Origin of the sequence: Solitalea canadensis DSM 3403, from assembly GCF_000242635.2 — a bacterium.
In the GTDB taxonomy this organism is placed as follows: Bacteria; Bacteroidota; Bacteroidia; order Sphingobacteriales; family Sphingobacteriaceae; genus Solitalea; species Solitalea canadensis.
The window spans coordinates 3106894-3133456 of record NC_017770.1 but is presented as its reverse complement, the minus strand read 5'-3'; the positions used below and the strand labels follow the sequence as shown (position 1 = coordinate 3133456).

The window sequence follows — 26563 nt, the reverse complement described above, 5'->3', positions numbered from 1 at the left end:
TTTTACTCCTTCAGCGTGATAATTTCTATGACGTTGAAAATTTAGTTGTTCAACTTCCTTATCTGCCTTTTTGAGACAAGAATACCACTCTTGCTAATTATTCCTTTTTTCGTTAAATTATAAGGACTATCCGTCCTACAAAAAGATAATTCTTCCCTTTACTAGTATGCGTTTATAAAAGTATGAACACAAGGAAAGAGTCCGCAATTAACGGTAATGCTCAAAAAGTAAATATGGTACCCGAATGGATTTCATCCTATAGTAAAGCGTACCTCAAATATGATCTCACAGCCGGATCAATTACTGCTGCGGTGGTAATACCCAAGGCTATGGCTTATGCTACCGTTGCCGGTTTACCTGTTCAGATTGGTTTGTATACAGTATTGTTTCCGATGATAATCTATGCATTATTCGGCTGTTCACGTGTATTGAGCGTAAGTACAACAACAACATTGGCTATTCTTACCGGTGCGGAACTTTCGAATATAAATGCTGCAAATCTATCAGTAATGACAGTGTTAGTTACGTTAACATTATTGGTCGGTTTCATCCTTTTACTGGCCTCACTGCTACGCCTGGGCTTTATTGCTAATTTTATTTCAGAGCCTGTATTAATTGGATTTAAAGCAGGAATAGGACTTGTTATTATACTCGATCAGATCCCGAAATTACTAGGCATTCACTTCATTAAAGGTACATTCATACATAATTTAGTCTCCATTGTTGAGTTCATACCGCACAGTTCATTAGCTACCATTATAATAGGGGTAGTTATGATTTTTTTACTAATCGGTTTAGAACATTATCTTCCAAAGGCCCCGGCACCCCTTATTGTAGTGGCGGCAGGTATTGCCGGAATGGGTATCTTTCATTTGTATAATTATGGTATTGAACAAGTGGGTTTTATTCCTCGTGGACTGCCAGATATTGAGTTGCCCAATTTTGCACTTGCTCAACAATTATGGCCTGGAGCTTTAGGTATTGCCTTGATGAGTTTCACTGAAACAATTGCGGCAGGAAGGGCTTTTGCTAAAGGGGAGGAGCCAATTATTTATACAAACAAAGAGCTATTAGCTACGGGTTTGGCAAATGTAGGTAGTTCCTTTTTTGGTGCAATGCCTTCGGGTGGAGGAACATCGCAAACAGCAGTAAACCGTATTGCTGGCGCTCGCTCTCCAATGGCTTCCCTGGTAACAGCTGGCATAACATTATTAACAATGATTCTACTTGCACCCCTTCTGGGCTTGATGCCGCAAGCAACACTCGCTGCTGTTGTTATTGTGTATTCAATCGGACTGATACAACCTAAAGATTTTCGAGTAATTCTTAATGTAAGACGGACTGAGTTCATTTGGGCTGTGTCGGCACTGGTAGCAGTTGTGCTGTTAGGTACACTTAAAGGCATTATTGTGGCCATTATTGTTTCCCTTATTGCTTTGGCTCAACAAATTGTTGATCCTGCACTTCACGTACTTGGACGAAAACCGGGTACCAATGTTTTTCGTCCGCAATCAAAGGAGCATCCGGAAGATGAAACTTTTCCGGGATTGTTGATTCTGCGGCCTGAAGGGCGTGTGTTCTTTTTAAATGCCGCTCAGTTTGGAGAAAAAATCCGGCCATTTCTTGCAAATATTAGTCCTCGTGTGCTAATTCTCGATTTCAGTGGTGTACCAGACCTGGAGTATACGGCATTAAAAATGTTGATTGAAGCAGAGAAGAGGCTTAGCAGTGAAGGAACATCAGTTTGGTTGGCTGGGCTTAATACGGAAGTGTTAAATGTTATCAATCGTTCGGAGTTGGGAAAGAAGTTGGGAAGGGAACGAATGTACTTTAATGTTGAGCTCGCTGTAAAGAAATACCAGGAAATCACCAATGGTTAAATTCTGAATACAGATATTAAATTTTCAAGACATTTTAATAGATGAACTTATGAAAACTAAGACAAAGAAATCGAAAAACGAGGAAGACGAAAAAAAAGGGAAAAGTGTACCGGAAACGGAAAAGATGAAGGCTAAGGAATATGAGAAGGAGCTCTCCAGACTACATGTTGAACTTGTTAAACTGCAAGACTGGGTTAAAGACAAAGGGCTTAAAATATGCATTATCTTCGAAGGTCGTGACGGAGCCGGTAAAGGAGGCACGATAAAAGCCATCACTGAACGGGTAAGTCCGCGCGTTTTCCGGATAGTTGCATTAACAGCTCCCACAGAGCGGGAAAAAAGCCAGATGTATATTCAACGTTATCTTCCCTATTTGCCGGCAGCAGGGGAGATTGTGATATTCGATCGCAGCTGGTATAATCGTGCAGGAGTTGAGCGTGTGATGGGTTTTTGTACGGAAGAAGCCTCAAAAAAATTCTTAAAAGTGGTTCCTCTGGTAGAAAAGGCCATTGTTGATTCAGGTATTATTCTTATAAAATACTGGATGGAGGTTAGCCAGAAAGAACAAACGATCAGGCTCAAATCACGTATCGGAGATGGAAGAAAAACCTGGAAGCTTTCACCAATGGATCTAAAATCATACAGTCGTTGGTATGATTATTCCCGTGCCAGGGATGAAATGTTTTTGGCGACCGATACCAATCACGCACCCTGGTTTGTAGCGCATTCGGATGATAAAAAGAAAGTAAGGCTGAATATTATTACCCACCTGTTAAGTATGGTGCCCTATAAAAGTATCCACCATGCAAAGGTAAAATTGCCTAAAAGACAGGAGCCTGGAAATTATGTAGATCCCGACTATCCTTATAAATACATCCGCGAGTTATATTAAAATCTCCTCATGATTTGGAGTATTCTCTTGTAATTGTTTTTGAGAGGACTTGAATATGGACATTCCAAAGCCCCATTCATGTAGAATGAGGCTTTTTGTTGCGAAAAATCTTAAGCTCAGTTAAATAACCTTTGATTTTGTCTTAAAATTTTGAGGCAAATTGTTGAGCAAACTCCTCCAGTTTGGTTGCTCCCGTTACGGGTGAATCATTAAGCTCAAAATCGGCCTGAATTTTTCCGCTTCTGAATCCTGTACCCATTTCGGTGTATAGTTTGGCGATTTCTTCAGGCAATCCAGCTTGCATCAAACCTTGTAACGACTGCTCGTCAGTAAACTCCACCCACGGCAATTCAGATTTGCCAATAGCAGTACCCAAAACCTTTGCAAGGTCCGCAGGTGTACGAACATCACTTACTATATAGCGAACATTTTTGCCTGTGGTCGTTTTTTGCAATTCTTCTGCCACGGCAGCAGCAATATCATTGGGATGTACGAGAGGGATACGCGTAGTTGCCGGAAAGTTGGAACCTATAATGCCCATTCCTTTAATCAATGGTATATCATTGTAAAAATTAGTATAAAAGTAACCCGCACGCAAAAAGGTAATACTCACATTGGGTAGTTCGTTGTAAAGCTTTTCGATGTTGTGCAAGCTTGCGATAGGGCCGTTACCGCCAGGCAGGTCGGCGCCAACACTGCTCAACATCACTACCCGTTTTACACCAGCTTCTCGGATAGCTGAGGCAAGCGCTTTTCCAGCTTGTATTGTGTTGGCAATTACATCCTGACCGCCCATATTTGGAGGAGTCATCGCAAAAACTGCGTCAGCCCTATTGAATGCATCCTTTAAAAACAGCGCATCGCTAACAGAGCCGATAGCTGCCTGTGCACCTAACGCTTCTATGGCAGCTGTTCTATCCGCCGAACTGCTAACTACAATAACTTTATGTCCTGCAGCTACTAATAATTGGGTCAACGGATTCCCAATGTTTCCTAAAGAGCCTGTTATAGTAAATTTCATTTTATTTTTGTTTTGTTGATGAAAACAAAAGTATATTTGTACTTACTTTTTAACAAGTACTTACCCTGAAGTATGTACAATGACAGCAATTAAAGAATCTTCGACCATACAGGAAAATAAGCAATATGCTTTAGCCAATTGCCCGGTTACCTATGTTATGGAAAAGATTGGTGGTTATTGGAAACCAATCATTATTTATCATTTATCAACTGGCGATAAGCGCTATGGTGAATTGAAAAGAGCCATTCCTGCAATTACTGAAAAAGTACTTATACAACACTTAAAGCAATTAGAAGCAGACAGGTTAATCATCAGAGAAGCTAAACCTGTTGTACCTCCCTTTGTTACCTATAAACTTAGCAAAGCCGGAAAAGGTTTGCTTCCGGTAATAGAAGCGATGGCCTCATGGGCATTTAAAGATATGGATGATGCTTATAAAGAAATTGATACTAACGAGTTGGAAGCAAAAGTTAGCAAAGAAGAAATTAGCAGCACTAAATTGAAATAACATAGATAAAAACCTTTACCTAAGAAAGATGGGAGCCTCAGCGTTTACACAACATATAAAGAAGATTATACTTAGTCAAAATATTACCTTACCAGATGAAACCTGGAATGCTATTGCAGGTATTTGGGAAGTGGTAGATATTAAACGGAAAACGATTATTTCTGAACCAGAACAGGTTGAGAAACATCTCTATTTTGTTGTTGATGGGGTTCAACGGGTATATTACTTTGATGAACATAACAGAGAAGCCACCCTTATATTTTCCTACCCTTATTCTTTTTCCGGTGTGTTGGATTCTTTTTTACTTCAATCGCCCTCAAAGTACTATTTTGAAACACTGACTAATTCAGTACTCTTAAAAACAACTTACAACCAGTATAATGCAATGGTAAAACAATTTCCGGAATTTGAAGAGTTCACAAGAAGAGCCACAAATTATGTAATAAGTGGACTTTTAGAAAGACTTGTTGAGCTTCAATGTTTTTCGTCGGAAGACAAATTCAGGAAACTGTTAAAACGTAGTCCTCACATCCTGCAATATGTTCCGCAGAAATATTTAGCCAACTACCTGGGTATCGATCCTACTAACTTCAGCAAACTCATGAACACAGTTAAAATTTAATCTTGGTAATTACCAAGTTTTATCTTTTACATCCGACCTAGCTTTGTCTTAAGTAAAAATTTTAAGACAATGACAACACAAAAAGCAATTAAAATCGGCAACAATCTCTTTGTTGGTATTTCAATTCTGGGCTTAACCTCTGTAAGCCTTTTGTCACTTTTTAACCCGCAGGCTACTATGGATCTTGTGCGTGTAAGTTTAACAAACAATGATGCAATAAGCTCTATAAGAGGTATTTATGGTGGTGTTGGTTTAACAATCGTAATTAGTTTAGGTTATCTTTTAATTCATAGAGCGATAGTTGCGGTGCAATTTCTGACCCTGTTTTGGTTTTCATACGCACTGTCGAGACTAATTACCATTCTTGTTAACGGTCCACTTGGAGGGTTTGGGAGTCAATGGATTATAATAGAGTCCATACTTTTTATGCTTGGAGCTACGTTATTGATTTTTAACAGAAACCTGACGTATAAACAACGTTAACTACCTGATTAATATCTAAATAACTAAACACCATGAACAACAAACTTAACAAGACCCTCCTGTTTGGGCTACTTGTCTTATGCTCGCTCTTATTTAATGCTTGCAAAAAAGACGATGACAAAATTATTGATAAAGAACCCGAAGTTGAGGAACCTGTAGGTACAGGTGATCCCACAGAAATTGGCGCACCCAATGGAGCTGGGGTTACAGCAACAATTGGAAAAGACGGTGGGACGATACAATCAGAGGACAAGGCTTTTTCTTTGGTCATACCTGCTGGTGCACTTTCAGAATCAACTGAAATAACCATTCAGCCTATAACTAATAAATCTCCTAATGGTGTCGCAAAAGCCTATCGTGTTGTTACCGGAAAGGAAATAGGCAATTCCACCATTAAGCTAAAACTCGGCGAAAAAGAATTTGCTACAATGGCAGGCCCGAAACTTGCCTACCAGGATCTGAGTAATAGAATCTGGATTGCAAAATCAGGTGCTCAGATCGACGAAACTAACCGGACTGTTTCTATAACAATGGGCAAGTTTAACGTAAAAAGAGACTTTTCCGTTATTGCTTCGGTAGAAATGAATCTGGTAATTTCTCCAACCGACAACCATATTGTGCCATTACAGCCCATAAAGATCCAGGTTTGGGGAGTAGAAACATTAATGAAAAACAATTATCCGGAAGATACCTGGCTGGCAGTCGGAGGCTTAAGACCATTAAAACTTGAAGAAGGTGGTATTATTGCCTGGTTTGCAAACGACATAGAAGGAGGAGATGAGGAGGTTGGCAACATTTCTGACGCTGCCCATTCTGATCCTGCTTATTCCGGAATGTATCAGGCCCCACTCTACCTACCTTCAGAAAATCCTGTGTCATTAGCTGTAAACGTTAAGCTTGGAACAAAAACAGTCCGCTTAAGTGAATCGGTTAAGATAATTCAGGATAATTATATAAAATCGGCATTAGGAGCAAACTCTGCACAAGCTACTGCGAATACATCTCCAAATTCGCTCCATATTTCTATGATTGACTTTTTGGATGAAAATGATCCTTCAAATTATGCTCAAGGATTAATTGTAAATGTTAATAGGGGTTTTACCGGAGCAGAAGGTTCTTATAATTTCAGTTTTAATGAAGATGTTGAAGGAGCCTTTTTTGACAACCTTAACAGAAAAACTCTTGGTAGAACATACTGGTTTGATGAGGAAGGCAACAAGCACTTTAGTAATGGTGAGGTCAAAATCAGTTCATTTAAGAAGTCCGAAACCAATGAAGGATTTGCAATAATAGAAGGTACGATTAGCGGTACAGCTTATTTTCTGATACCTGGAACATTGGAATACGAACCGGAACCATTTACGGCGGCTTTTAAATGTGTATCCAATAGTTAATAATTTAAATAGGTTTAGTATAAATTTGAAGTGATTGCACCTGCGATCACTTCAAATTGTTCAACAGAAACATCATCCTACCAAAATCATAACAATCGTATAAAATAAACCCATTATGATGATGATCCATCGGTTTATTTTAGGTCTTAATGCCAGGGAAAGGAATACCATAAGAGAAGGTAGTGTCATTAGAATGGCAAACATCAGTATCTTTATCGGAGTAGTTGAGCCCGCTCCCGAATTACCATTCATTAAATTTTCGATACGCCCCGGAACAAATAAGGAAAAGAAATCACCATATATATAGCAAAACATTACAGAAACCCATAATGCTGATAGTTTAAACTTTACATTAATTTTGAAATCTTCTAAGATCGTAGGGTTTTTCATGGACATTTAAAGTGTAGGTAGACTATTAACTGATACTTGAGGCTCTTTTTTATGCTTTATTCCTATTATTAAAAGCCAAAAGCAAATTCCAATTTCTCCAATTGTAGCGGGTAGTGAAATAAAAGTAGAAATTCCGAGATCCTTATAATGTTGAAATAGAAATCCACCTAAGAAATTTATCAAATAGCCGAAACAACCCACCATCAATAAAATGCCTATTATTTTAGGCAGAAAACCTGATTTGAATACCAAATAACCAAAGGGAAGTAGCCAAAGACCCCAGAATATGGAGGTGATTTTAAGTCCATTGTTGTAGAAATCCAGATAGAGTAATACTTCTGCTTGTATTTTGCTAGTGTCAAATACTTTCATGTAATCAGCCCTTCGAATTAGAGTCAAGATGTTCACCTTATTCAATAGATTTACTAACGATAATGGTACGCTTATTATAGCCAGTACCACCATTGCTACAGCATAGGTTTTATTAACCGAACTAAGTAATTTATAAAGTACAAGGGGTAAAACCAGAAAAGCTGTATAACAAATTACACCAGCCACAATACCTAATCTGAAGAGAGATTCAGAATTTAAAATATTGGTATAAGTTGCTGACGGATCGTTCCAGACAATAACCTTAGATGGAACATACATTAAGCTGAATATGCCGGCAAGTACAACGATCAGATAAAGTAGTCCGGCAATTCTTGCAATCTTATTTTTTGACTCCATAATTAGTAGTATTGATTTTACAAGAAAATTGGTCGTAGTGATAAACTGTCTGTTTCCTTAAGTTTTTGGGTAGAATGTCCTTTGTAAACTCTAATATATTAAAACAAAAACAAATCTTTTGGGGAGAAATGCAGGGATAATAAAAAAACGTCCTTGTAATGACTCTACAAGGACGTTTTTTTATGAATTTTGGTGTAATTCAGGCTACTTCTTAATCCATTCAAAGTCACCTTGATTTCCGCTGCCATCGTACCAAGTACCCTTGATTCTGTTTTCGACAACTTTTCCTGCATAAACGGCTTTATAAGGTGGGTTTGTTTGAATCATGGCAATTGTGCCAGACTCTTTATCGTATGCAATATCAAATAATTTATAACCACTGAACTGCGCTAGGTCAAAATACTGACCTTCACCTTTTTGATTAATTTCTACACCATAGGGTAAGCCATGGTTAATAAAATCCCAACCGGTAAAATTGGTGCAAACACCATCTACAGTAAAGTCGGTATTACACATCCATTTACCAGCAATAGTAGCAGTACTTCCGGGACCTTCATTTGGAAGTTTATAGGAAACAAGAGTATCTATTTTGGTTACGTAAACAGTATCCTGTTTACAACCACTCATTGAAAGACCTCCGAAAACAATTAATAAACACAATGCAATAGGCAAAAAAGCTAAGATTTTTTTAAAGTTCATAAGTAGATTTTATAGATAATTATGATGCAAGTATAGTGTTTGTTTTCAAATTATCTAACATTCTACCTGGATATTCCAATAGTGCTTTTTCCAAACAAATCATAGCTTTCTTGAGATGCTCCTGATTGATGACGTAAGCCATGCGAACTTCATTTCTTCCTCCGCCGGCAGTTGAATAAAATCCTGTGGCAGGTGCCATCATTACCGTTTGATTTTCATAAGAGAATTTGTCGAGGATCCACTCACAAAAACGGTCACTGTCGTCAATTGGTAAGCGCACTACTGCATAGAATGCACCACCAGGGTTAGGACAATAAACCCCTTCCATTTTATTTAATGAACTAACCAGTAAATTACGGCGTTCAGTATATTCCTTAATAACCTCATCAAAATACGATTGAGGGGTGTCAACAGCCGCTGTTGCTGCAATTTGAGCCACCGCAGGAGGAGCCAATCTAGCCTGAGCATACTTTAAAGCAGAGGCAAACACTTCTTTATTTCGGGTTACCAAAGCGCCTAAGCGAGCACCGCATGCACTATAGCGTTTAGAAACGGTATCAATCATAATAAAATGATCTTCTAAACCCTCTAAATGACCAGGGGAGATGAATTTTTTTCCGTCATAGCAAAACTCACGGTAGGCTTCGTCACTAATTAGGAACAGATCATATTTCAATACTAATCGTTTTAACTCTTCCAATTCTTCACGTGAGTAAAGATATCCGGTAGGGTTATTCGGACTACAGATCAATATGGCCTTGGTCTTAGGTGTGATCATGCGCTCAAACTCACTGATAGGAGGTAAGGCAAAACCAGTTTCAATCGTTGAACGAATAGGTTTTACCACTACATCTGCTAAACAAGTGAACGCGTTATAGTTGGCATAAAAGGGTTCAGGAACAATTACTTCTTCTCCATGATCCATACAGGCGCTGATTGCGATCGTAAGGGCCTCAGAGCCTCCGTCTGTAACCAGAATGTCTTCAGGAGTGATGGAATAACCATTTTTTACATAATATTCTGTAAGTTTTTTACGGTATTCTGGAGTTCCTTCAGATTGGGTATAGGCCCAAACTTTAAAATCGATGTTTTTTATGGCATCGATCATTCCGGCGGGAGTTTCGATATCGGGTTGTCCGATATTTAAATGGTATACAATTTTTCCATCACGCTTAGCTTTCTCAGCATAAGGTGTCAATTTGCGAATGGGAGAGGCAGGCATTTGCAGCCCTTTGGATGATATTTTTGGCATTGCCCCAAAAATAAAAAATCCTCTGCACCGCAGAGGATTTTTTTAATATTAAATACGAAATCCAAATGCTGGAATTATTTTCCGGCAGGTTTGGTCGCTGGTTCAACTTCACCTTTAATGTAAAGCACCTTTGTAGGTGTTTTAGTATTTGAAGTAATAGTTACGTTTTTGTTAAATGGCATTGGACGACCTGCACTATTGTAAGAAACAGTAACGATACCTGTTTCACCTTTTTTTACAGGTTCTTTAGTCCATTTAGGAACTGTACATCCGCAAGGAGCAGTAACATTAGTAATGATTAATGGCTCATCTCCTACGTTGGTAAATTTGAAATCATAAGTAGCTACAACGCCTTCTTTGATTTTACCAAAGTCATGTACTTCTTTCTCAAATTTAAACTCTGCTGACTGCGCTTTTGCAAGGTTAGCACCTGCAAAAAGTATTAAACCTAACAATAATAACTTTTTCATGTTGTCGATTTTTTTGTTGTCTCTTTAGTTGTATTAACGTCGTAATTATACAAAAATGTTCAAATATAATACCAACGTATTTTAATGTTTAAACGCTGGTCTTTTGCAAATGGTTGCATTGTATCAGGTTTATAATTGTAACAGTTTAATTATGAAAATGCACAAAAATGCATTTCCGACTTATTAAAAGCACATTTCGCAATCATTTAAACATGGTGAAAATTGTCGTTAGTGAGTCTTTTTATCTTCAATAGCTGTTTAATTTACCGGGAGAAAGGAAAGAATAGCAATTGTATCTACTAATATAACTTAAAAAAATGATTAATTAAACTGCAGGAAATTTGAGGAAATAGCAGATTCAACAAGCGAAGAATAAATAATTCGCGTTATATTCATATCAGGGCATTAAAAGAAGATAAAAATTGCGGTCTGATGATCATTATACTTTAAGCCGTTGATTTTTCTTATTTTTGCCCTCCAATTTAACCCTTATGATGATTAGCGAGAAAGAACACATGGTTACATCTTTATTAGAGAATAAGGAGCTTAGCTTTGAAGAGTTTAAGCGCGAAGTTCTCACCGACTACAGACTGGCTCAGGAGAGTCGTCAGGCAAGTTTGTTGGGCCGGAAAGAAGTGCTTACCGGTAAAGCTAAATTCGGAATTTTTGGTGATGGCAAAGAGCTTGCTCAAATTGCGATGGCGAAAGTTTTCAAAGAAGGCGATTTTCGATCGGGATACTATCGTGACCAAACCTTCCACTTTGCGGCAGGTATGTACACCATCAAGGAATTTTTTGCTCAGTTATACGCACATGCCGATGTAAAAGCTGAAAGCTCAACAGCAGGTCGTGGTATGACTTGCCACTTCGGAACACGCAGTTTGGATGACAATGGAAACTGGAACAATCTTACCCAAATGAAAAACTCTTCGGCTGATATTTCATGTACAGCAGGACAGATGATTCGTTTGGTTGGTTTGGCACAGGCTTCAAAACTATATCGCGAGAACAAAGAGTTGTCGTACATGACGCATTTCTCCAATAATGGTAACGAAATCGCTTTTGGAACCATTGGTGATGCAAGTACTTCAGAAGGACATTTCTTTGAAGCGTTAAATGCTGCGGGAGTGTTGCAAGTACCTATGTTAATGTCTGTTTGGGATGATGGTTATGGGATATCAGTAAGCCAGAAATATCAGACTACAAAGCAAAATATTTCCGAATTATTAAAAGGATTTCAGCGCGATGAAAAAGGCGAAGGCTTTGAGATCATTCGCGTAAAAGGTTGGGATTACGCTGGCCTGGTTGAAGCTTACGAAACAGCGGCTTCGATGTGCCGTACACATCATATTCCGGTGTTGGTGCATGTGCAGGAAGTTACTCAGCCTCAGGGACACTCAACCTCTGGTTCGCATGAACGGTATAAAAGTAAAGAGCGTTTGGAGTGGGAAGCTAATCACGACTGTATTAAAAAAATGCGTGAGTGGATCCTGGAATCTGCAGTTGCTACCGATGAAGAGTTAGATGGCATTGAAGAGGAAGCAAAACGCTACATACGTGAAATCCAAAAACAAGCTTGGGCTGAATTTAACGCACCTATTAAGCAAGAGATTGCTGAAGTAGTGACAATTTTCGAAGAAATTGAATCACAAAGCCAATATTCGGCAGATGTGAAGTATTATAAAAATGCATTACGATCTGCAATCGATCCATCACGTAAAGATGTGTTGTCGGCATTGCGTCGTGTACTGCGCATTGTTCGCAATGAAAAAATCTCGGGTAGAGATAAATTGATCAATTGGTTCAATGAGGCTAAAGAAGCAAATTACGATCGATACAATACGTATTTATTCAGCAATACTGCCGAATCTCCGTTAAACATTGTTGAGGTTAAAGCCGAATTTCCTGAAACGCCAAAAACTGTTGATGGTCGTGAAGTATTACAGGCTTGCTTTGAAGCTAATTTCTCTCGTGACCCTCGTTTAGTTGCTTTTGGCGAAGACGTAGGAAAGATCGGAGATGTGAATCAGGGTTTTGCCGGATTACAGGAAAAATTTGGAGAGCACCGCATTTTTGATACCGGTATTCGTGAAGCTACTATTGTAGGTCAGGGAATTGGATTGGCAATGCGTGGTTTACGTCCAATTGCTGAAATTCAGTACCTGGATTATATTTATTACGGATTACAGCCGTTGGCAGATGATCTTTCGTCGTTAACATACCGTACTAAACGTGGTCAAAAAGCGCCGTTGATCATTCGTTCACGTGGGCATCGTTTAGAAGGAATCTGGCATGCAGGTTCTCCAATCGGTGTATTGATTAATGCTATACGTGGTATGCATTTGTGTGTGCCTCGAAATATGATGCAAGCTGCGGGTATGTATAACGTTTTGTTACGTGCTGATGAACCTGCAATTGTAATTGAATGTTTAAATGGCTACCGTTTGAAAGAAAAGTTACCAGCTAATATTGGCGAATTCACAGTTTCATTAGGTAAACCAGAGGTGCTGCGTGAAGGTTCAGATCTTACATTGGTTACTTACGGATCATGTGTTCGTGTGGCTGATGAAGCTGTTCATCAGTTAGCAGAATTAGGTATTTCAGTGGAACTAATCGATGTACAAACATTGCTGCCGTTTGATATTGATCATTCAATTGTTGAATCATTGAAGAAAACCAACCGCGTATTATTCTTAGATGAAGATATGCCTGGAGGAGCTACTGCATTTATGTTGCAAAAAGTGGTTGAGGAGCAGAAAGGATTCCGTTATTTAGATTCAGAACCTCGTACACTTACCGCTCGTGAACACCGTCCGGCTTATGGTTCGGATGGCGACTATTTCTCAAAACCTAATATTGAAGATGTAGTTGAAACGGTTTATGAGATGATGAGTGAAGTGGATCCGGTTCGTTTTCCTAACATATTTTAAGCAAGTTTTTGTCCCGTTAGTTAAGGGATAAGGCTTTATTTAATGCTTATAAACAAAATATTAACTAAGTCCTTCAAAACACTGAAGGACTTTAGTTTTTTTATTAATTTTGCACCTCGTTTTAGGGTACAACTTAAAACTGGTGATTTACAATTTAGTAACTTATTAATACATGTTAAAGTATTCTCGTTTAGCTTTAGGCGTTATCGCGTTTATTCTTGCAATTTATCTTTTTGTTATCGGACAGATTGCGTGGGGCCTTTTGGCTATTTTATTCTCAGCGATTTTTGTTTTAGTGTTTTTCCGTAATGAGAACATGGTTGCCGCATTTTTCTATCTGAGAAAAAACAATCTTGATAAAGCGTATTATTTTTTAAAGCGTATTAAAAATCCGGAATCTGTTTTGTTGAAAGGACAGCAAGCTTATTATTACTTTTTAGTTGGAACATGTGAATCTCAGAAAAGCATTTTCCAGGCAGAAAAATACTATAAGAAGGCCTTGGCTATCGGTTTACGAATGGATCATGATATTGCAATGGCAAAATTAAGTTTAGCCGGAGTTGCAATGAGTAAAGGAAATAAGCGTGAGGCCCAAAATTTATTAGCGGAAGCTAAGAAACTTGATAAAAATAAAATGTTGACTGAGCAGATCAAAATGATGCAGCAACAAATGGGCATGGTGGGTATGCAAAAAGTTGGTATGCAAAGCTACCAAGGCCGCAAGAGAATGTAATTTCTGAAAAAGGAAAACAAAGCAAAAAGAGCTGTCCCGGTTTAACCGGGACAGCTCTTTTTGCTTTATGTCTCTTTGTGAAACTATGATCGGGTGAACAAATAAATAAAAGCTCCCCATAGATAAATATCCTGTAGTTTTAATTTCAACACCTTGTAAGCATTCTTTTTGTGGTATTTTACGGTGTTAACTGAGATGTGAAGAAGATCAGCTACCTCATGGTTTTTGGCTCCTTTTAAGCTAAGCTTTAATACCTTCTGGCATTGTTCGTTCAAGTTTTCTTGGATAACCTTAATAATCAAACGATAAGTTTCTTCTTCTATTAAAGAATGTTCGTAAAAAACGTTGTTTTCTTTTTCTAACAATTCCTCCTGATAGTACTTGTCGCGAATCTTTAGATGCCTTAAGTGATTAAGTGATTTATTTCTGGCAGTTGTATATAAAAAGGATTTAACTGATTCCACCTCACTTAACTCTTCACCTCTATTCCATAAACTGATAAAAGTTTCCTGAACAATATCAACAGAAGCATCATACTCACCAATAAAACGTTGGGTAAAGTTTACTAATGAATTAAAATACGTTCTATAAATCTCCTTAAAATTAATTGTCTCTTCTTTCCTGCTCACGCTGTTAATTACACTTTTTTTGTTTTGGTCGATCTGATCTTTCGGGAAGATCATCTATTTCGAGAGCAGAAAATAGGGCGCCAAGATACTATAAATTTAAAATTTACAAGTACACAGCATAAAATTTATTTTGGTAAAACCTTCGTAGGGTGATTAATTGTTTGGTTGGGTTAAGATAAGATGAAATTTATTTAAAAAAAATACTACCCGTTTTTTATCCCTAAGTGTCTTGTATCTGTAAAGACCATAAAAGTAAGAAATGACAAACCAAACTTTCACAAATCTTCGGGTAAGTGAGCTTTTATCACGTAAAGTGTTGGGCGAAATTACTGACGAGGAAATGTTGGAATTAGAACAATGGCGATCTGTCAATGCAGAGAATCAGAAGTTCTACCAACAATTTATGCAGCAAGCGGGGCTGAACAAACGGCTCGAGCAGGCTGATGCTCTCGAAACAGAATATCATTTAAATGAATTAATGGAACGTATCCAGATTGACGGTCAATCGATTCGTAAAATGTATTCATGGCAAAAATATGTAGCCATTTTAGCTATTCCTTTAATGATTGGAGTTGTTTTTTATTTTAAAAGTAAGCAGAAGAATCCAAAGGAGAGTGTCGTGGCAGTATCAAAAACTCCCAATGGAGTGATCCTTCTTACTTCTGAAGGAAAGAAGATCAATCTGGACGAAGTTCAGAAGGTAGATAATGGAACTATCGTTTCTACAAGTGACGATCAGGAGTTGGTTTATGCGAAAGAAGGAGAGAATGCTACTCAAATGCACACCATTGTAGTGCCTTCGCAACGAGATTTTAAAATCGTTCTTTCAGACGGATCAATTGTTTGGTTAAACGCAGGGACAACGTTTACCTATCCGGTTGAATTCTCAGGAAAAAACAGGGAAGTAACATTGGATGGCGAAGCTTTTTTTGAAGTTAAGCATAACGCCCAACAACCGTTTCTTGTAAAAACTAACGGGGTTGCAGTAGAAGATTTAGGTACTTCATTTAATATTAAGTCTTATCAAAAAGACTCAAAGGTGCTTACAACATTGGTTAGTGGTAAAGCAAAGGTGGTTAGTACTACTGATGCATCTCAGTCGGCAATGTTGTCACCGGGTTATCAATCTGCATATTATGTATCTAGCGGTCAAATAGATGTGAAGGCAGTTGAGATAAATCCGGTAATCGCCTGGAAAGAAGGAAAGTTCGTATTCGAACACCAGCGTTTAGAAGATATTATGAATGATATATCGCGTTGGTACGGTCTCGAAATAGACTTTGCCAATGAAGGCTTAAAGAAGCTTGAGTTTAACGGAACGATAAGCAAAAGTGAGCCTTATGATCGAATAATTCAGGTGTTGGAAAATACAGGGAAAGTAAAATTCAGAATCAGTCAGAATAAAATAAACGTGCAATAAAAAACGGAAAGTGCGGTCACACTCTCCGTTCGAGCTAAGTACACGCATGCCCATCGGTCAATGGGATTTATGCGCATTGTTAACACTATTTAACTATACGAAAGTATGAATAAAAAACGAAAATGGTTTTTCCCTTCCACGGGAAGAAGTAAACTTTTATTTCGAACAATGAAACTATCCTTCTTGCTGATCCTGATTGCGACAATGCAGCTTTCGGCAAATGTGTACTCACAAACAGGAAACATAAGTTTAAAACTTAAAAACGCAGATTTAGAAACTGCTTTACACAAGATTCAAAGAAACTCATCGTATAGTTTTTTTTACAGTGTTGATGACATTAATTCAACCAAAACCGTCAGCATTGATGTAAAGGACGAGCCATTAGAACAAGTGCTTACTACTTTGTTAAGTCCTTATCATTTATCGTACACGGTTCAAAACAATCTGATTGTGCTGAAACGTAGTACTGAAACGTCAATAACTGTAAATGAGACTGAAAAGAATGCAGTAAACAGGATTATTAAGGGTAAAGTTACCAGCAAAGATGACGGACAGTCATTACCTGGTGTAAGTGTGTTTCTGAAAGAGAAACCATCGGTAGGTGTTTCAACCGACGGAAATGGTCTTTTTCAGTTAAGTATTCCTGATGACGCTAAAACTCTTGTTTTTTCAATGGCCGGGTTTCAAAAACAAGAAATTGCAATAGGTTCAAAATCAGAATTTAATATATCGTTAGCAACAGAGGTTACACAATTGAAGGATGTTGTTGTAACCGGTTACCAAAATATGAACAAACGCACGTTTACAGGTTCAGTTGGTAAAATCAGTTCAGATCGTATCAAAGAATTGGCAATGCCTGATGTAGGGAAAATGCTTCAGGGGCAAGTTGCCGGCGTTTCGGTAGAAAACACTTCAGGCACATTCGGATCAAAGGCCAAGATCCGTATCCGTGGAAGTTCATCAATTATTGGCAATAAAGAACCTCTTTGGGTAGTAGATGGTGTTGTTTTGGACGATATTGTTAATGTAAATCCTAATCAGCTATATAGTGGTGACGCTAACAATCTGTTAAGTTCTGCCATCAGTGGATTAAACCCAAATGATATTGAAGATATTCAATTCCTGAAAGATGCTTCGGCAACAGCCATGTATGGTACACAGGCGGTAAATGGTGTGATCGTAATTACCACTAAAAAAGGTAAAAAGGGCGACATAAGCATTAATTACCGTAACAATACGACACTGTCGATGATTCCCTCGATCTTAGATTTCAATGTAATGAATTCTAAAGAGCGGCTCGAGTTTTCGGAAGAGTTATATGCTAAAAATCAGATTAATCTGGTTTCAATGAATAATTCTTACGGAGCTTTCGGAAAGCTTTATACGCAGTGGGCGAGAAAAGACATTACTGATGATCGCTATAACCAATTGATGCGCGAATATAAAATGCAGAATACTGATTGGTTTAAAGAATTGTTTCATAATTCGATTACTCAGGAGCATAGTTTAAGCTTCTCGTCAGGTAATGATCAGGCTCAGTATTATACTTCATTGTCATTCTATAAAGATAACGGGCAAACTGAAGGGCAAAATACCAATCGTTATACAGGTAATATTAAAGCCAATTATAATATAAATAAGAAGTTACAGATCACCACCACATTATTTGGTTCTTCTCGTGATCAAAAAGTATTTGGTGCAGCCAATGCATCGAGTGATAATGGCGTTGTATCCCGTGAATATGATCTAAACCCATATTCATACGCAATGAGTACAAGCCGTGCAATGCGTCCTTATGATAAAACGGGTGACTTAGAATATTACTTAAGTAATTACGCTCCGTTTAATATCATTCATGAGCTTCAGAATAACTTTTTTAATATGAAAACCCGTGAAATCAAAGTTCAGGGTGATCTGGAATATAAAGTATTAAAAAATCTGAATTTCAATTCATTAGTATCAGGTCGTTTAACTACTGCTGCGAGTGATCATATTGTTACTGAGCTTTCCAATACAGCCCAGGCTTATAGAGCTATGGATAACAATGATATCAGAAACTCAAATCCATACTTATATAATGACCCGAACGATGACGACCAATATCCGATTTCGGTAATGCCACGTGGAGGTTTATTGTATATGAATGAGACGCAGGGTACTTTCTATACCTTCAGAAATTCCTTTAATTGGAAGCCTACAATTGGAACAGAACATGCCTTTAATATATTAGTTGGTACAGAAGTTCGTCACCGCAAGTATGAATCAAGCACAACAAACGGTTATGGATATGAATATTACAGAGGAAAAGTTGCATCACCTGATTATCGTGCAGTACAGCGTGACCTGTTAGCAGGGGGCTCTTATTACTCTGCTAATCAAAGTATCAATAATGAATTTTCATGGTTTGTGAATTCTGATTATACATTACACGACAGGTACAACTTTTCTGCATCATTGCGTTCAGATGGTTCCAATAAAATGGGTAAATCTCAACGTTTTAAATTTTTCCCAACGTGGCAGTTAAGTGCTGCATGGAATATTGATAAAGAGAATTTCCTTGAACAGGCTACATGGATAAACTTGTTGAAGCTTCGAACTTCTTATGGTTTACGTGGTAACGTGAATAACATTGGTAGTTCTGAGATGTTGGTGTATTACGGCAAAACTAATCGTTTTGATAATGAAGCCAATGAAAGTACGCTTAATATCGCCTCTCCGGATAACCCTGATTTGAAATGGGAAAAAGAGCATGCTTATAACGTGGGCCTCGATTTTGGATTTTTTAATCGTTTAACAGGAACGATCGAGTATTATGATCGTGAGAATTTCGACCTGATTGGTACCGTTCCATCTTCATATGTAACAGGTTATGTTCAAAAAGTAGTTAACTGGGCGAGTATGCGTAACTCAGGATTCGAGGTGACACTTAATTATCGTGCATCGATTGTGAAAGACTTAAGCTGGAATGCGATCGTAACCTGGGGTTATAATAAGAATAAAGTGTTGGATGCTTATTTCAATCAAACAGTGATGCAAGCAACGGGTGATGCCGGAAGTGCTATGATTGGAAGACCTTTAAATGGTTTGTACTCGTTTCAGTTTGCCGGTTTGAGCAATGAGGGTTTACCTACATTTTATGATAAAGATGGTAATGTAACAACTCTTATCAATAAGTATGAAACCAGTACCGGTACGTTAAAATATGAAGGTAGCCGTGACCCTTTAGGTTCCGGTGGTATTACTAATAGTTTTAAGTACAAGTCTTTAAGTCTTTCTGTACTATTTACTTACGCATACGGAAACAAAATTCGCCTGCTGCCTTTCTATGCACCATATTATGATGATGCAACCGCGTTAAGCAAAGATCTGGCAAGTCGTTGGACTACCCCGGGTGACGAACAGTACACTACAATTCCTCGCATTTTAGATCAGGAAACTTATGACTACTGGCGTTTGAAAAATGCAGACCCTATTGCTAATTATAACCGTAGCGACATCAGAGTTGCGAACGGGTCATTTATCCGTCTGAAAAATATCTCTTTAAGCTATGCATTGCCATCCTATGTGTTAAAACGCATTGGTGTAAAATCAGCATCGCTTCAGGCATTGGCTCAGAATATTTATGTATGGGCAGATCAGAAACTGAAAGGACAAGATCCGGAAGCTTTAGTTAGCGGAACAAGTGTACCATTGCCTAAAACTGTGTCATTAGGCTTATCCGTTGACTTTTAATCAGAAAAAAATGAAAAAGAAATATATACAAATTATTGCCTTTTCACTGGCTTTGATGATCGGAAACACCGGGTGTAAAGATTTTTTGAATGAATTACCAGATTCACGCGTAAGTCCTCAGTCCGTTGAAGATTACCAGGCGATGATCGTGCCGGCATATCCACAGGCCAACTATGTTTTTACAGAGTTAATGACTGATAATCTTAAATATTACGATTATCCTTCATTCAATCAGCCTACATTGGTTTCATGGCTCAAACCTTTTTATACATGGTCAGACGGTTATGATCTGAACTTACCAATTGGTCCTGAGAAGTCATGGCAGAGTTATTATAATAATATTAATGTTGCCAATGTAGCCATTGAAGGCTTAAATAATATCACCAAAGATTCTCCTCTTAAGAGATCAGTTCTAGGTGAAGCTTATTTGGTTAGAGCGTACTGCCATTTTATGTTGGTGAACTTGTTTGCAAAGCATTATGACCCGGCAACAGCTTCAACAGATTTAGGAGTTCCTTATAAACAGGAGGTTGGAAATGCTCAGCAAGAAGATTTTCCACGCGAAACAGTTGCTAAGGTGTATGAATATATAGAGAGCGACCTTCAGAGTGGTATTGAATTAATTAACGATGATTTGATCTCAACGTCAACATCGGTTGAAGGAAATACCAAGAAATATCACTTTTCTAAAGCAGCTGCTTACGCTTTTTTATCACGCGTGAAATTATACAAAGGAGAGTGGGAAGCGTGTATCGAAGCATCCGATAAAGCATTGGTGTTAAATTCGTCGGTAAGGGATCTGGTAACAGATTACAATAACTTCCTTCCCGGTAAAAATGACTTTGTTGGTTTCCGATACGATTATGCTTCTAATGCTAAATCCAACATTTTATTAATGAGTCAAACTGTTGAATATAATTCATATAACAGTTCGGGATTTTATGCGAATGAGTTTAAGGAATTATTCCTACCTGATGATTATCGCGGAAAAATCTATGCATTCACTACGAATACTACTCCAAACTGGGGTGTTTTAAAATTCATCGGTGCCGGTCAGCGGGCCTCTACTATTATTGAGTTTTCAGTAGAGGAAGTGTTACTTAACCAGGCAGAAGCTTATGTGAAGGCTAAAGCACCTAACTACAATGCTGCAATTGCCAATATTAATAAGATTTTGGCAAAAAGATATAGTCCGTTTACTGCACTTACTGCTACTGAAATGTCAAAAGCAGGTGATTTGAAGAAAGTTTTATCAGATCGTATTATAACAGAGCGTCGTTTGGAGTTTGCTTATGAAGGACTGAGGTGGTTTGATATTAAGCGTCTTAAGTTATCAGTTGAGCACACTACCCAAATAGGAACAGAGACATTACAGTCGGATGATCTTAGATATGCGATCCAGATTCCGTTCATGGAGTTGGCAGTAAATAAAGCAATGGTCAAAAATCCACGATAATTAGTGTAAGCCAAGATGAAGAAATTTAAACAATTTACAGTTATAGGATTATTGTTGACAGCAATCTTTACCGGATGTAAAAAGGAAGATCCTATTGTGCTTGATGAACCTGTACCGACAGAAATTCCTACAGATCCTACTGCGTTAAGGATTTTTGAACTAAATGGAGAATATCAATCTAATATTATTTACCGATGGGATCGTCGTTTTTTTGGAACAGAACAAATAGTTGCTCCACCAAAATTTGAGAACGTTTTACCATACATTGATTTCATGGAGAAGGTTTGGGTTAAACCTTATGAGTTCCAGGTAAATGGTTTTATGCGTGAAAACATGCCTCGTGAAATAATACTGGTAGGTACAACTATTAAATATGATGAAGGGGGGGAATCGGGATTTGATGCAGCCGGACAGGCTATTTCGGCATCGCGCATCATCCTTACAGACCTTAATAATTTTAAATGGAGTGACGCATACTGGCTGACTTCTGCAGGTGGTTCAAAGCCCTGGATGAAAGAGCAGGCCAAAACGATGCACCACGAATTTGCTCACATTTTGGATAAGAAATACGGACGTCCGAAGGGTTTTGATAATATTTCCAAAGGATTATATGCCGGAAGTACCAGTTTCAGAAGTTTTTCTACAGAAGTAGCCCGGAGCAGAGGTTTCTGGATTCCTTATGGAATGTCGAATGAGGAAGAGGATTTTGCCACGTTTGTTGAAGGTATTCTTTCTGTACCAAAAACTGAATACCTGGCAGCAATCAAAGGAAATGCAAAGCTTGAGCAAAAATATGCTCTTGTTTTTCAATACTACTATAAGATGGGTATTGACGTGCATACGTTGCAGGAACAGATCAGTCAGGCAATCACAGGATATCAGTTTGTTAACTAATAGAGATTCAACGAAATGAAGAATATATATAAGTATTTGCTGTTCATAGGTATGGGTGTGATAGTAGCTTCCTGTGCAAAGGAAGCCGAAAACCTGATTCTGGCCGGCACGCCTCGCATGGAAGAAGTGTGCGCTCAGTATAAAAAAACATTAGCTGATGCTGAATTAGGGTGGGTAATAGAATATAAACCAGCTGCTAATTCCGGATCATTCAATATGCATTTAGTATTTAGCGGTGATTCAGTGCATATTAAGTCTGATTATAACGTTTCTGCAACTAATAATTATTTGGATCAGGCAAATGTTAAGTACGATGTGAAAGGAGTGATCTTTCCTGAACTGACATTTTCTACCTATAGTGTTTTTGAAAAGCTATATGAAAATGCAGGAGGACACTTTGAGTTTGAAATTAAACCGGATAGTAGTGGTTCATTTTGGTTGAACCCTGTTCATTTGGTTGATAAAAACATTCGCTTTCATTTAAAAAAAGCCACAGCTCAGGATGTACTTGAATTTAATGCAAAAGTAGACAGACAAAAGGTAATTAATGGTTTTATTACGAACTCAGATCTTAAATATTTTAAGCAATTAGACCTGTATGCCGGAACTGATAAAAAACTGAGTGGAACGGCTGTTTTTAATGCCAGCACCAACACTATGATTTTTATCTACCGTGATAATGGTGTGGTAAAAACAGAAACCTACCCTTATAAAATGCTTACAGATGGTATCGAGTTACTTAAACCTTTTAAAGTTGGTAATGATGATTTGAGCAAATTGGTTGTTGGAGATCTTGCTAATAATGTGTTGCCAATTTCGGCTGTTACTTCCGGCAACGAACATTTATCGGGCTCTTTCACACCGGCTGATACTTCACTTTACATTTATAAGAATTCCGGTAAAGTTTATACGGACGGAGAAGTTCAATATGAAATCATCTCCTTTAGTCCGAAACTGGATAGTGAGTATATGCGAAGAATAAAGCTGTTAAATGGGTATTATCTATCGCAATTGTACCTAAACTGGACGGATAGAAACGGCAAAAAAGACCAAAACTTATATGTAATGGTCCAAAGTGTGAATGCCGGTATATATGATTATAACGACTTTACCCTAAAGCCAACTATAAAAAATGAAGATCAACTGTATTATGAATATGTTAAAGGGTCTGCTAATTTGGCTGTAAACTCATTTGTTGATCCGTTCATAAACGATGTATTAGCCAATCCTAAAGGTTTCACCATTGTTCCATTAGGTTATAATTCATTAAACCAGCCGGTATTTACATTGGTTTCAAGAGCAGATAGTCGCTATTACATGACTGTTCTTCAAACTACCCGCAGAGACAATGTAGCTAAAGACGAATAGGTTGGAAGTAAAAAGTCATTAATTCAGGTACTAAGAATTTTAATATGAAACGTTTGTTCATTCTTGGGGTAATAATCTGTGCTGCATTGAAGAGTATAGCACAGAATAATGCTCCTATACTAAACTATTCCTATAATGAGGCAGTAGTAAATCCCGCCTTTATGGGAACTTATACAGGATTTACAGCAGGTATAATAGCCAGAAAACAAGCAATGGGAATCGATGGAGCACCTGCCGCTCAACGCTTACAAATCGGACAACCGTTGTATGATACAAAGAGTGCAATTGGCTTTCTTATAACTAATAATACTTATGGCGTTTCCAGCAAGGTAGACCTGATGGGACAATATTCATATAGTTTGCCATTAAGTAAAGGAAAACTATTATTTGGTTTGCAGACTGGTGTTGAATCATTAAAAGAAAACAACGATGAACTTTCGTTGAAAGATCAGGAATTAGGAGCTCTGTTCGCAAATACAGGAAGGGCCTATGGGTTCAATGTCGGTTTTGGAGCTTATTACGCTACAGATAAGTACTATGTTGGCTTATCGGCCCCGCAGTTCTTTTACAATTACTTTGATGGAGATGCGGTTAAATCCCAATTATTTGATGCCAATATGTTCAGAACGTATTTGGTTGCAGGGTATGATTTTGAACTGACTAATATAAAAGTTCGTCCATCAGCTTTGTTATGTTATCAAACATCATCAGCCGTTAATGCAGAGGCTGCATTAACAGGGTATTTCTTTGAAGATAATTTCTGGACAGGACTGGCTTATCGAACTTCTAAGGAAGTTGGATTTAATGTGGGGTTAAGAGTTGAGAAAATGATAAGCTTCAATTATTCTTTTGGGGCAGGAGTGGGTCAATTGCAACAAAAAGCCGGAACTACTCACGAGATAGGAATTCGTATGGCTTTGCAACATAAAAAGAGTCAATAATTGTTAGAAGTAATTAAATGTGCATGGCTCAGCAATATTCTGAGTAAAACTACATGCAAATTCCATTTGATCTTTTAAAGCTAATTATATTCACATGAAAAGAATTATACTACTGTTCATAACAGCCTTCATAGCATTTAATGCCAATGCACAATGGACAGACGATATTGTTAATAGTACCCCGATTTTTACGGGTTATAGTAATCAATCGAGTCCGGTTGTTTATACATTTCCGGATGGAACCACTTATATATCCTGCTTGTCTTTTGAAAATGATGGAGGACAGGTAACACAACGCTATTATCTGAAGAAATTTTCTGCAACCGGTTTACCTCAATGGCCGGGCAATGGGATGATTGTATGCGACAAACCCTCTTTATCCTTTTCTGATAACTATTCTATGGAGGGATTGTCTGATGGGAATATGCTGTTATTTACCAAAGATCTTAGGAAACAGCGTGTCTTTAAGTATTCAGAAACGGCTATTCAGCCTTTAAATGATGTGTTTATTTATAAAGTGTCGCCTGATCAGACGTCTGTTTGGGACAGCGAAGGTATTCAGTTAAATAACTCAAGAGATAAGGTTGGATGTGTTTTGCCTTCATTCGTGGTACTGGATAATGGTTCTGTGCTTGCTACCTGGTCGGAAACATTGTACGACGGTGCAAAAAATCCATCGGCGTTTGTTTTTAAGAAGGTTTCTACAAAAGAAGGGACTATCCTGGCTACTGATTCTATCAAGCCTGCCAATACAGATACTACTTACTTAAAAATGAATACCATTACAACTGTTGGAGGATCAACAATAACGAGTTATTTCGCCAATACAGGGGGTAATGTGCCGAGAATGTTAGGCATTATTGGACATGACGAGAATCTGAAACGAACTTTTAATTCGGTAGTTTATGCTAAAACAGGAGTTCCCAACGCCGGAGATATGAAGATGGTGGCTGATGATGAAGGAGGTGTATATGTGTTATTTGCCTATGTGACCCGTGCCAGTAAATCTGCTATTAAAGTTCAACATTTTAATAATAAAGGAATTGCCAGTTATTCGGAACCATTGTTTGTTGCGAATGATACTGTGCATTACGAATACTCAAATCCAACGGGCTATTTTAATAAACAGAAGAGATGTCTTACCGTTTTCTATGCTTCATTGGAAAATGTTAAGAAAACAGAAACCATAGATGTACAGGAGTTTAATAAATCCGGTTTTGTTACTGATGTAGTAGGAAAAACAGTGATGAATTATCCTGTCGAAACAGGTCTGGTCTGTAATAAAGCTATTCTACTTGAAAATGGGCACTCATTATTGATCTATCAAACGCTGGATGTAAATAGTAAAATAAGGGCAGTGCGTTTTGATATGAATTATGGAGAAGTATGGCGAAAAATAGTTGCCAATTATCATCCAGATTTGGGCAAAACCAGTGTTAAAACAGGCCTTACAGTAGGTGACATTGCCGGAAACCAGGTTGTGATGGCTTGGAGAGATGAGCGGATCTCGACCATTTTTTCAGGTGATGTTTATGCACAAAACCTGCAAATAGATGGCTTTATTGGAAATAAAGGAGTTCTTGAAGTTATTCCTGGTAGGCTTATTTTAACAGTTGGAGATACCCTTCATCTTAAATCTATCCTGCAACCGGAAGGGATCAGTTTAAATGCAACTTACAAAAGCAATTATCCCAACCTGGTAAGTGTTGATCAATATGGAGCAGTGAAAGCCAATGCTTATGGCGAAGCAGTAATCACTGTCAGCGCATTTAATGGAGCTCAAAGCATACAAATTCCCGTTCAGATTTTAGATACCCCATATGATAATGAAGGTATTCATGTTTTTAATGGTTTTTCTCCGAATAATGATGGTTCCAATGATGTGTTTTATATTCAGAATATAGATCGTTTTCCGGGTAATAAACTAACTGTTTTGGATGCAGGAGGACAAATCCATTATGAAGTAGTCGATTATAATAATAGCTGGAATGGAATTGCTACGGTTGGCCCTTATAAAGGTAATTTATTACCATCAGGAACTTATTACTATGTACTTGAGTTACCAAACGGAAGCAAGAAGAAGGGGTATGTTATTATAAAATATTAATAGGTTCATAGCT

The 26563-nt window shown here is 37.9% G+C and carries 22 protein-coding genes; 15 read left to right on the top strand and 7 right to left on the bottom strand.

Annotation, left to right across the window (positions count from 1 at the left end; genetic code table 11):
* The first annotated feature begins 182 nt into the window (after nt 1-182).
* Together SOLCA_RS12930 and ppk2 are read left to right on the top strand one after the other, a co-directional pair.
* Nucleotides 183-1880, top strand: a complete 1698-nt coding sequence (locus SOLCA_RS12930; RefSeq protein WP_014680904.1) for a SulP family inorganic anion transporter — start codon at nt 183-185, stop codon at nt 1878-1880.
* A gap of 49 nt (nt 1881-1929) precedes the next feature.
* Nucleotides 1930-2772, top strand: coding sequence for a polyphosphate kinase 2 (gene ppk2 / locus SOLCA_RS12925; protein WP_014680903.1), 843 nt, complete (start codon nt 1930-1932; stop codon nt 2770-2772).
* 142 nt (nt 2773-2914) lie between these two features.
* Here ppk2 and SOLCA_RS12920 read toward each other — a convergent pair whose 3' ends face one another.
* The gene (locus tag SOLCA_RS12920; protein WP_014680902.1) at nt 2915-3793 is read right to left on the bottom strand and encodes an NmrA family NAD(P)-binding protein; all 879 of its coding nucleotides are present in this window, start codon (nt 3791-3793) and stop codon (nt 2915-2917) included.
* A 79-nt stretch (nt 3794-3872) separates the two neighbouring features.
* Here SOLCA_RS12920 and SOLCA_RS12915 point away from each other — a divergent pair, with 79 nt between their 5' ends.
* The 4 genes from SOLCA_RS12915 (at nt 3873) to SOLCA_RS12900 (ending at nt 6800) form a co-directional block, all read left to right on the top strand.
* A complete protein-coding gene (locus SOLCA_RS12915) occupies nt 3873-4301 on the top strand; it encodes a winged helix-turn-helix transcriptional regulator (protein ID WP_014680901.1) in 429 nt (142 codons plus the stop codon).
* 28 nt (nt 4302-4329) lie between these two features.
* Nucleotides 4330-4923, top strand: coding sequence for a Crp/Fnr family transcriptional regulator (locus SOLCA_RS12910; RefSeq protein WP_014680900.1), 594 nt, complete (start codon nt 4330-4332; stop codon nt 4921-4923).
* A 69-nt stretch (nt 4924-4992) separates the two neighbouring features.
* On the top strand, nt 4993-5406 hold the full coding sequence (locus SOLCA_RS12905) for a DUF4345 domain-containing protein (RefSeq protein ID WP_014680899.1): 414 nt from the start codon (nt 4993-4995) through the stop codon (nt 5404-5406).
* Between the two features lie 32 nt (nt 5407-5438).
* On the top strand, nt 5439-6800 hold the full coding sequence (locus SOLCA_RS12900) for a hypothetical protein (RefSeq protein ID WP_014680898.1): 1362 nt from the start codon (nt 5439-5441) through the stop codon (nt 6798-6800).
* A 72-nt stretch (nt 6801-6872) separates the two neighbouring features.
* Here the strand turns inward: SOLCA_RS12900 and SOLCA_RS12895 are convergent, their stop codons facing one another.
* The 5 genes from SOLCA_RS12895 to SOLCA_RS12875 form a co-directional block, all read right to left on the bottom strand.
* The gene (locus SOLCA_RS12895; protein ID WP_014680897.1) at nt 6873-7190 is read right to left on the bottom strand and encodes a DUF6326 family protein; all 318 of its coding nucleotides are present in this window, start codon (nt 7188-7190) and stop codon (nt 6873-6875) included.
* A 6-nt stretch (nt 7191-7196) separates the two neighbouring features.
* Nucleotides 7197-7919, bottom strand: coding sequence for a DUF4386 domain-containing protein (locus SOLCA_RS12890; RefSeq protein ID WP_014680896.1), 723 nt, complete (start codon nt 7917-7919; stop codon nt 7197-7199).
* A 204-nt stretch (nt 7920-8123) separates the two neighbouring features.
* Complete coding sequence (locus SOLCA_RS12885; RefSeq protein WP_014680895.1) at nt 8124-8618, bottom strand: hypothetical protein; 495 nt, start codon at nt 8616-8618, stop codon at nt 8124-8126.
* Between the two features lie 19 nt (nt 8619-8637).
* On the bottom strand, nt 8638-9870 hold the full coding sequence (locus tag SOLCA_RS12880) for a pyridoxal phosphate-dependent aminotransferase (RefSeq protein ID WP_014680894.1): 1233 nt from the start codon (nt 9868-9870) through the stop codon (nt 8638-8640).
* A gap of 74 nt (nt 9871-9944) precedes the next feature.
* Nucleotides 9945-10340: a DUF1573 domain-containing protein gene (locus SOLCA_RS12875; RefSeq protein WP_014680893.1), complete on the bottom strand. Its 396-nt coding sequence runs from the start codon at nt 10338-10340 to the stop codon at nt 9945-9947.
* Between the two features lie 491 nt (nt 10341-10831).
* Here SOLCA_RS12875 and SOLCA_RS12870 point away from each other — a divergent pair, with 491 nt between their 5' ends.
* On the top strand, nt 10832-13270 hold the full coding sequence (locus SOLCA_RS12870) for an alpha-ketoacid dehydrogenase subunit alpha/beta (protein ID WP_014680892.1): 2439 nt from the start codon (nt 10832-10834) through the stop codon (nt 13268-13270).
* A gap of 172 nt (nt 13271-13442) precedes the next feature.
* The gene (locus SOLCA_RS12865; protein WP_014680891.1) at nt 13443-14003 is read left to right on the top strand and encodes a tetratricopeptide repeat protein; all 561 of its coding nucleotides are present in this window, start codon (nt 13443-13445) and stop codon (nt 14001-14003) included.
* 83 nt (nt 14004-14086) lie between these two features.
* On the opposite strand, the gene SOLCA_RS12860 is transcribed toward SOLCA_RS12865, so the two are convergent.
* Nucleotides 14087-14632, bottom strand: coding sequence for an RNA polymerase sigma-70 factor (locus SOLCA_RS12860; protein WP_157604570.1), 546 nt, complete (start codon nt 14630-14632; stop codon nt 14087-14089).
* 259 nt (nt 14633-14891) lie between these two features.
* On the opposite strand from SOLCA_RS12860, the gene SOLCA_RS12855 reads away from it, so the two are divergent.
* From SOLCA_RS12855 to SOLCA_RS12825, 7 genes are all read left to right on the top strand, one after another.
* Nucleotides 14892-16052 (top strand): FecR family protein, encoded by a 1161-nt coding sequence (locus tag SOLCA_RS12855; RefSeq protein WP_014680889.1) that lies wholly within the window; start codon nt 14892-14894, stop codon nt 16050-16052.
* A 168-nt stretch (nt 16053-16220) separates the two neighbouring features.
* Complete coding sequence (locus tag SOLCA_RS12850; protein WP_169313290.1) at nt 16221-19784, top strand: SusC/RagA family TonB-linked outer membrane protein; 3564 nt, start codon at nt 16221-16223, stop codon at nt 19782-19784.
* A gap of 10 nt (nt 19785-19794) precedes the next feature.
* Nucleotides 19795-21240: a RagB/SusD family nutrient uptake outer membrane protein gene (locus tag SOLCA_RS12845; protein ID WP_014680887.1), complete on the top strand. Its 1446-nt coding sequence runs from the start codon at nt 19795-19797 to the stop codon at nt 21238-21240.
* Between the two features lie 15 nt (nt 21241-21255).
* The gene (locus tag SOLCA_RS12840) at nt 21256-22134 is read left to right on the top strand and encodes a substrate import-associated zinc metallohydrolase lipoprotein (protein WP_014680886.1); all 879 of its coding nucleotides are present in this window, start codon (nt 21256-21258) and stop codon (nt 22132-22134) included.
* A gap of 15 nt (nt 22135-22149) precedes the next feature.
* Nucleotides 22150-23502, top strand: a complete 1353-nt coding sequence (locus SOLCA_RS12835) for a DUF4302 domain-containing protein (protein ID WP_014680885.1) — start codon at nt 22150-22152, stop codon at nt 23500-23502.
* Nucleotides 23503-23546: 44 nt separating this feature from the next.
* Nucleotides 23547-24443, top strand: a complete 897-nt coding sequence (locus SOLCA_RS12830) for a PorP/SprF family type IX secretion system membrane protein (protein ID WP_014680884.1) — start codon at nt 23547-23549, stop codon at nt 24441-24443.
* 94 nt (nt 24444-24537) lie between these two features.
* Nucleotides 24538-26550 carry a gliding motility-associated C-terminal domain-containing protein gene (locus SOLCA_RS12825; RefSeq protein WP_014680883.1) on the top strand — a complete coding sequence of 671 codons (2013 nt, stop codon included), beginning with the start codon at nt 24538-24540 and terminating at the stop codon, nt 26548-26550.
* Nucleotides 26551-26563: the final 13 nt, after the last annotated feature.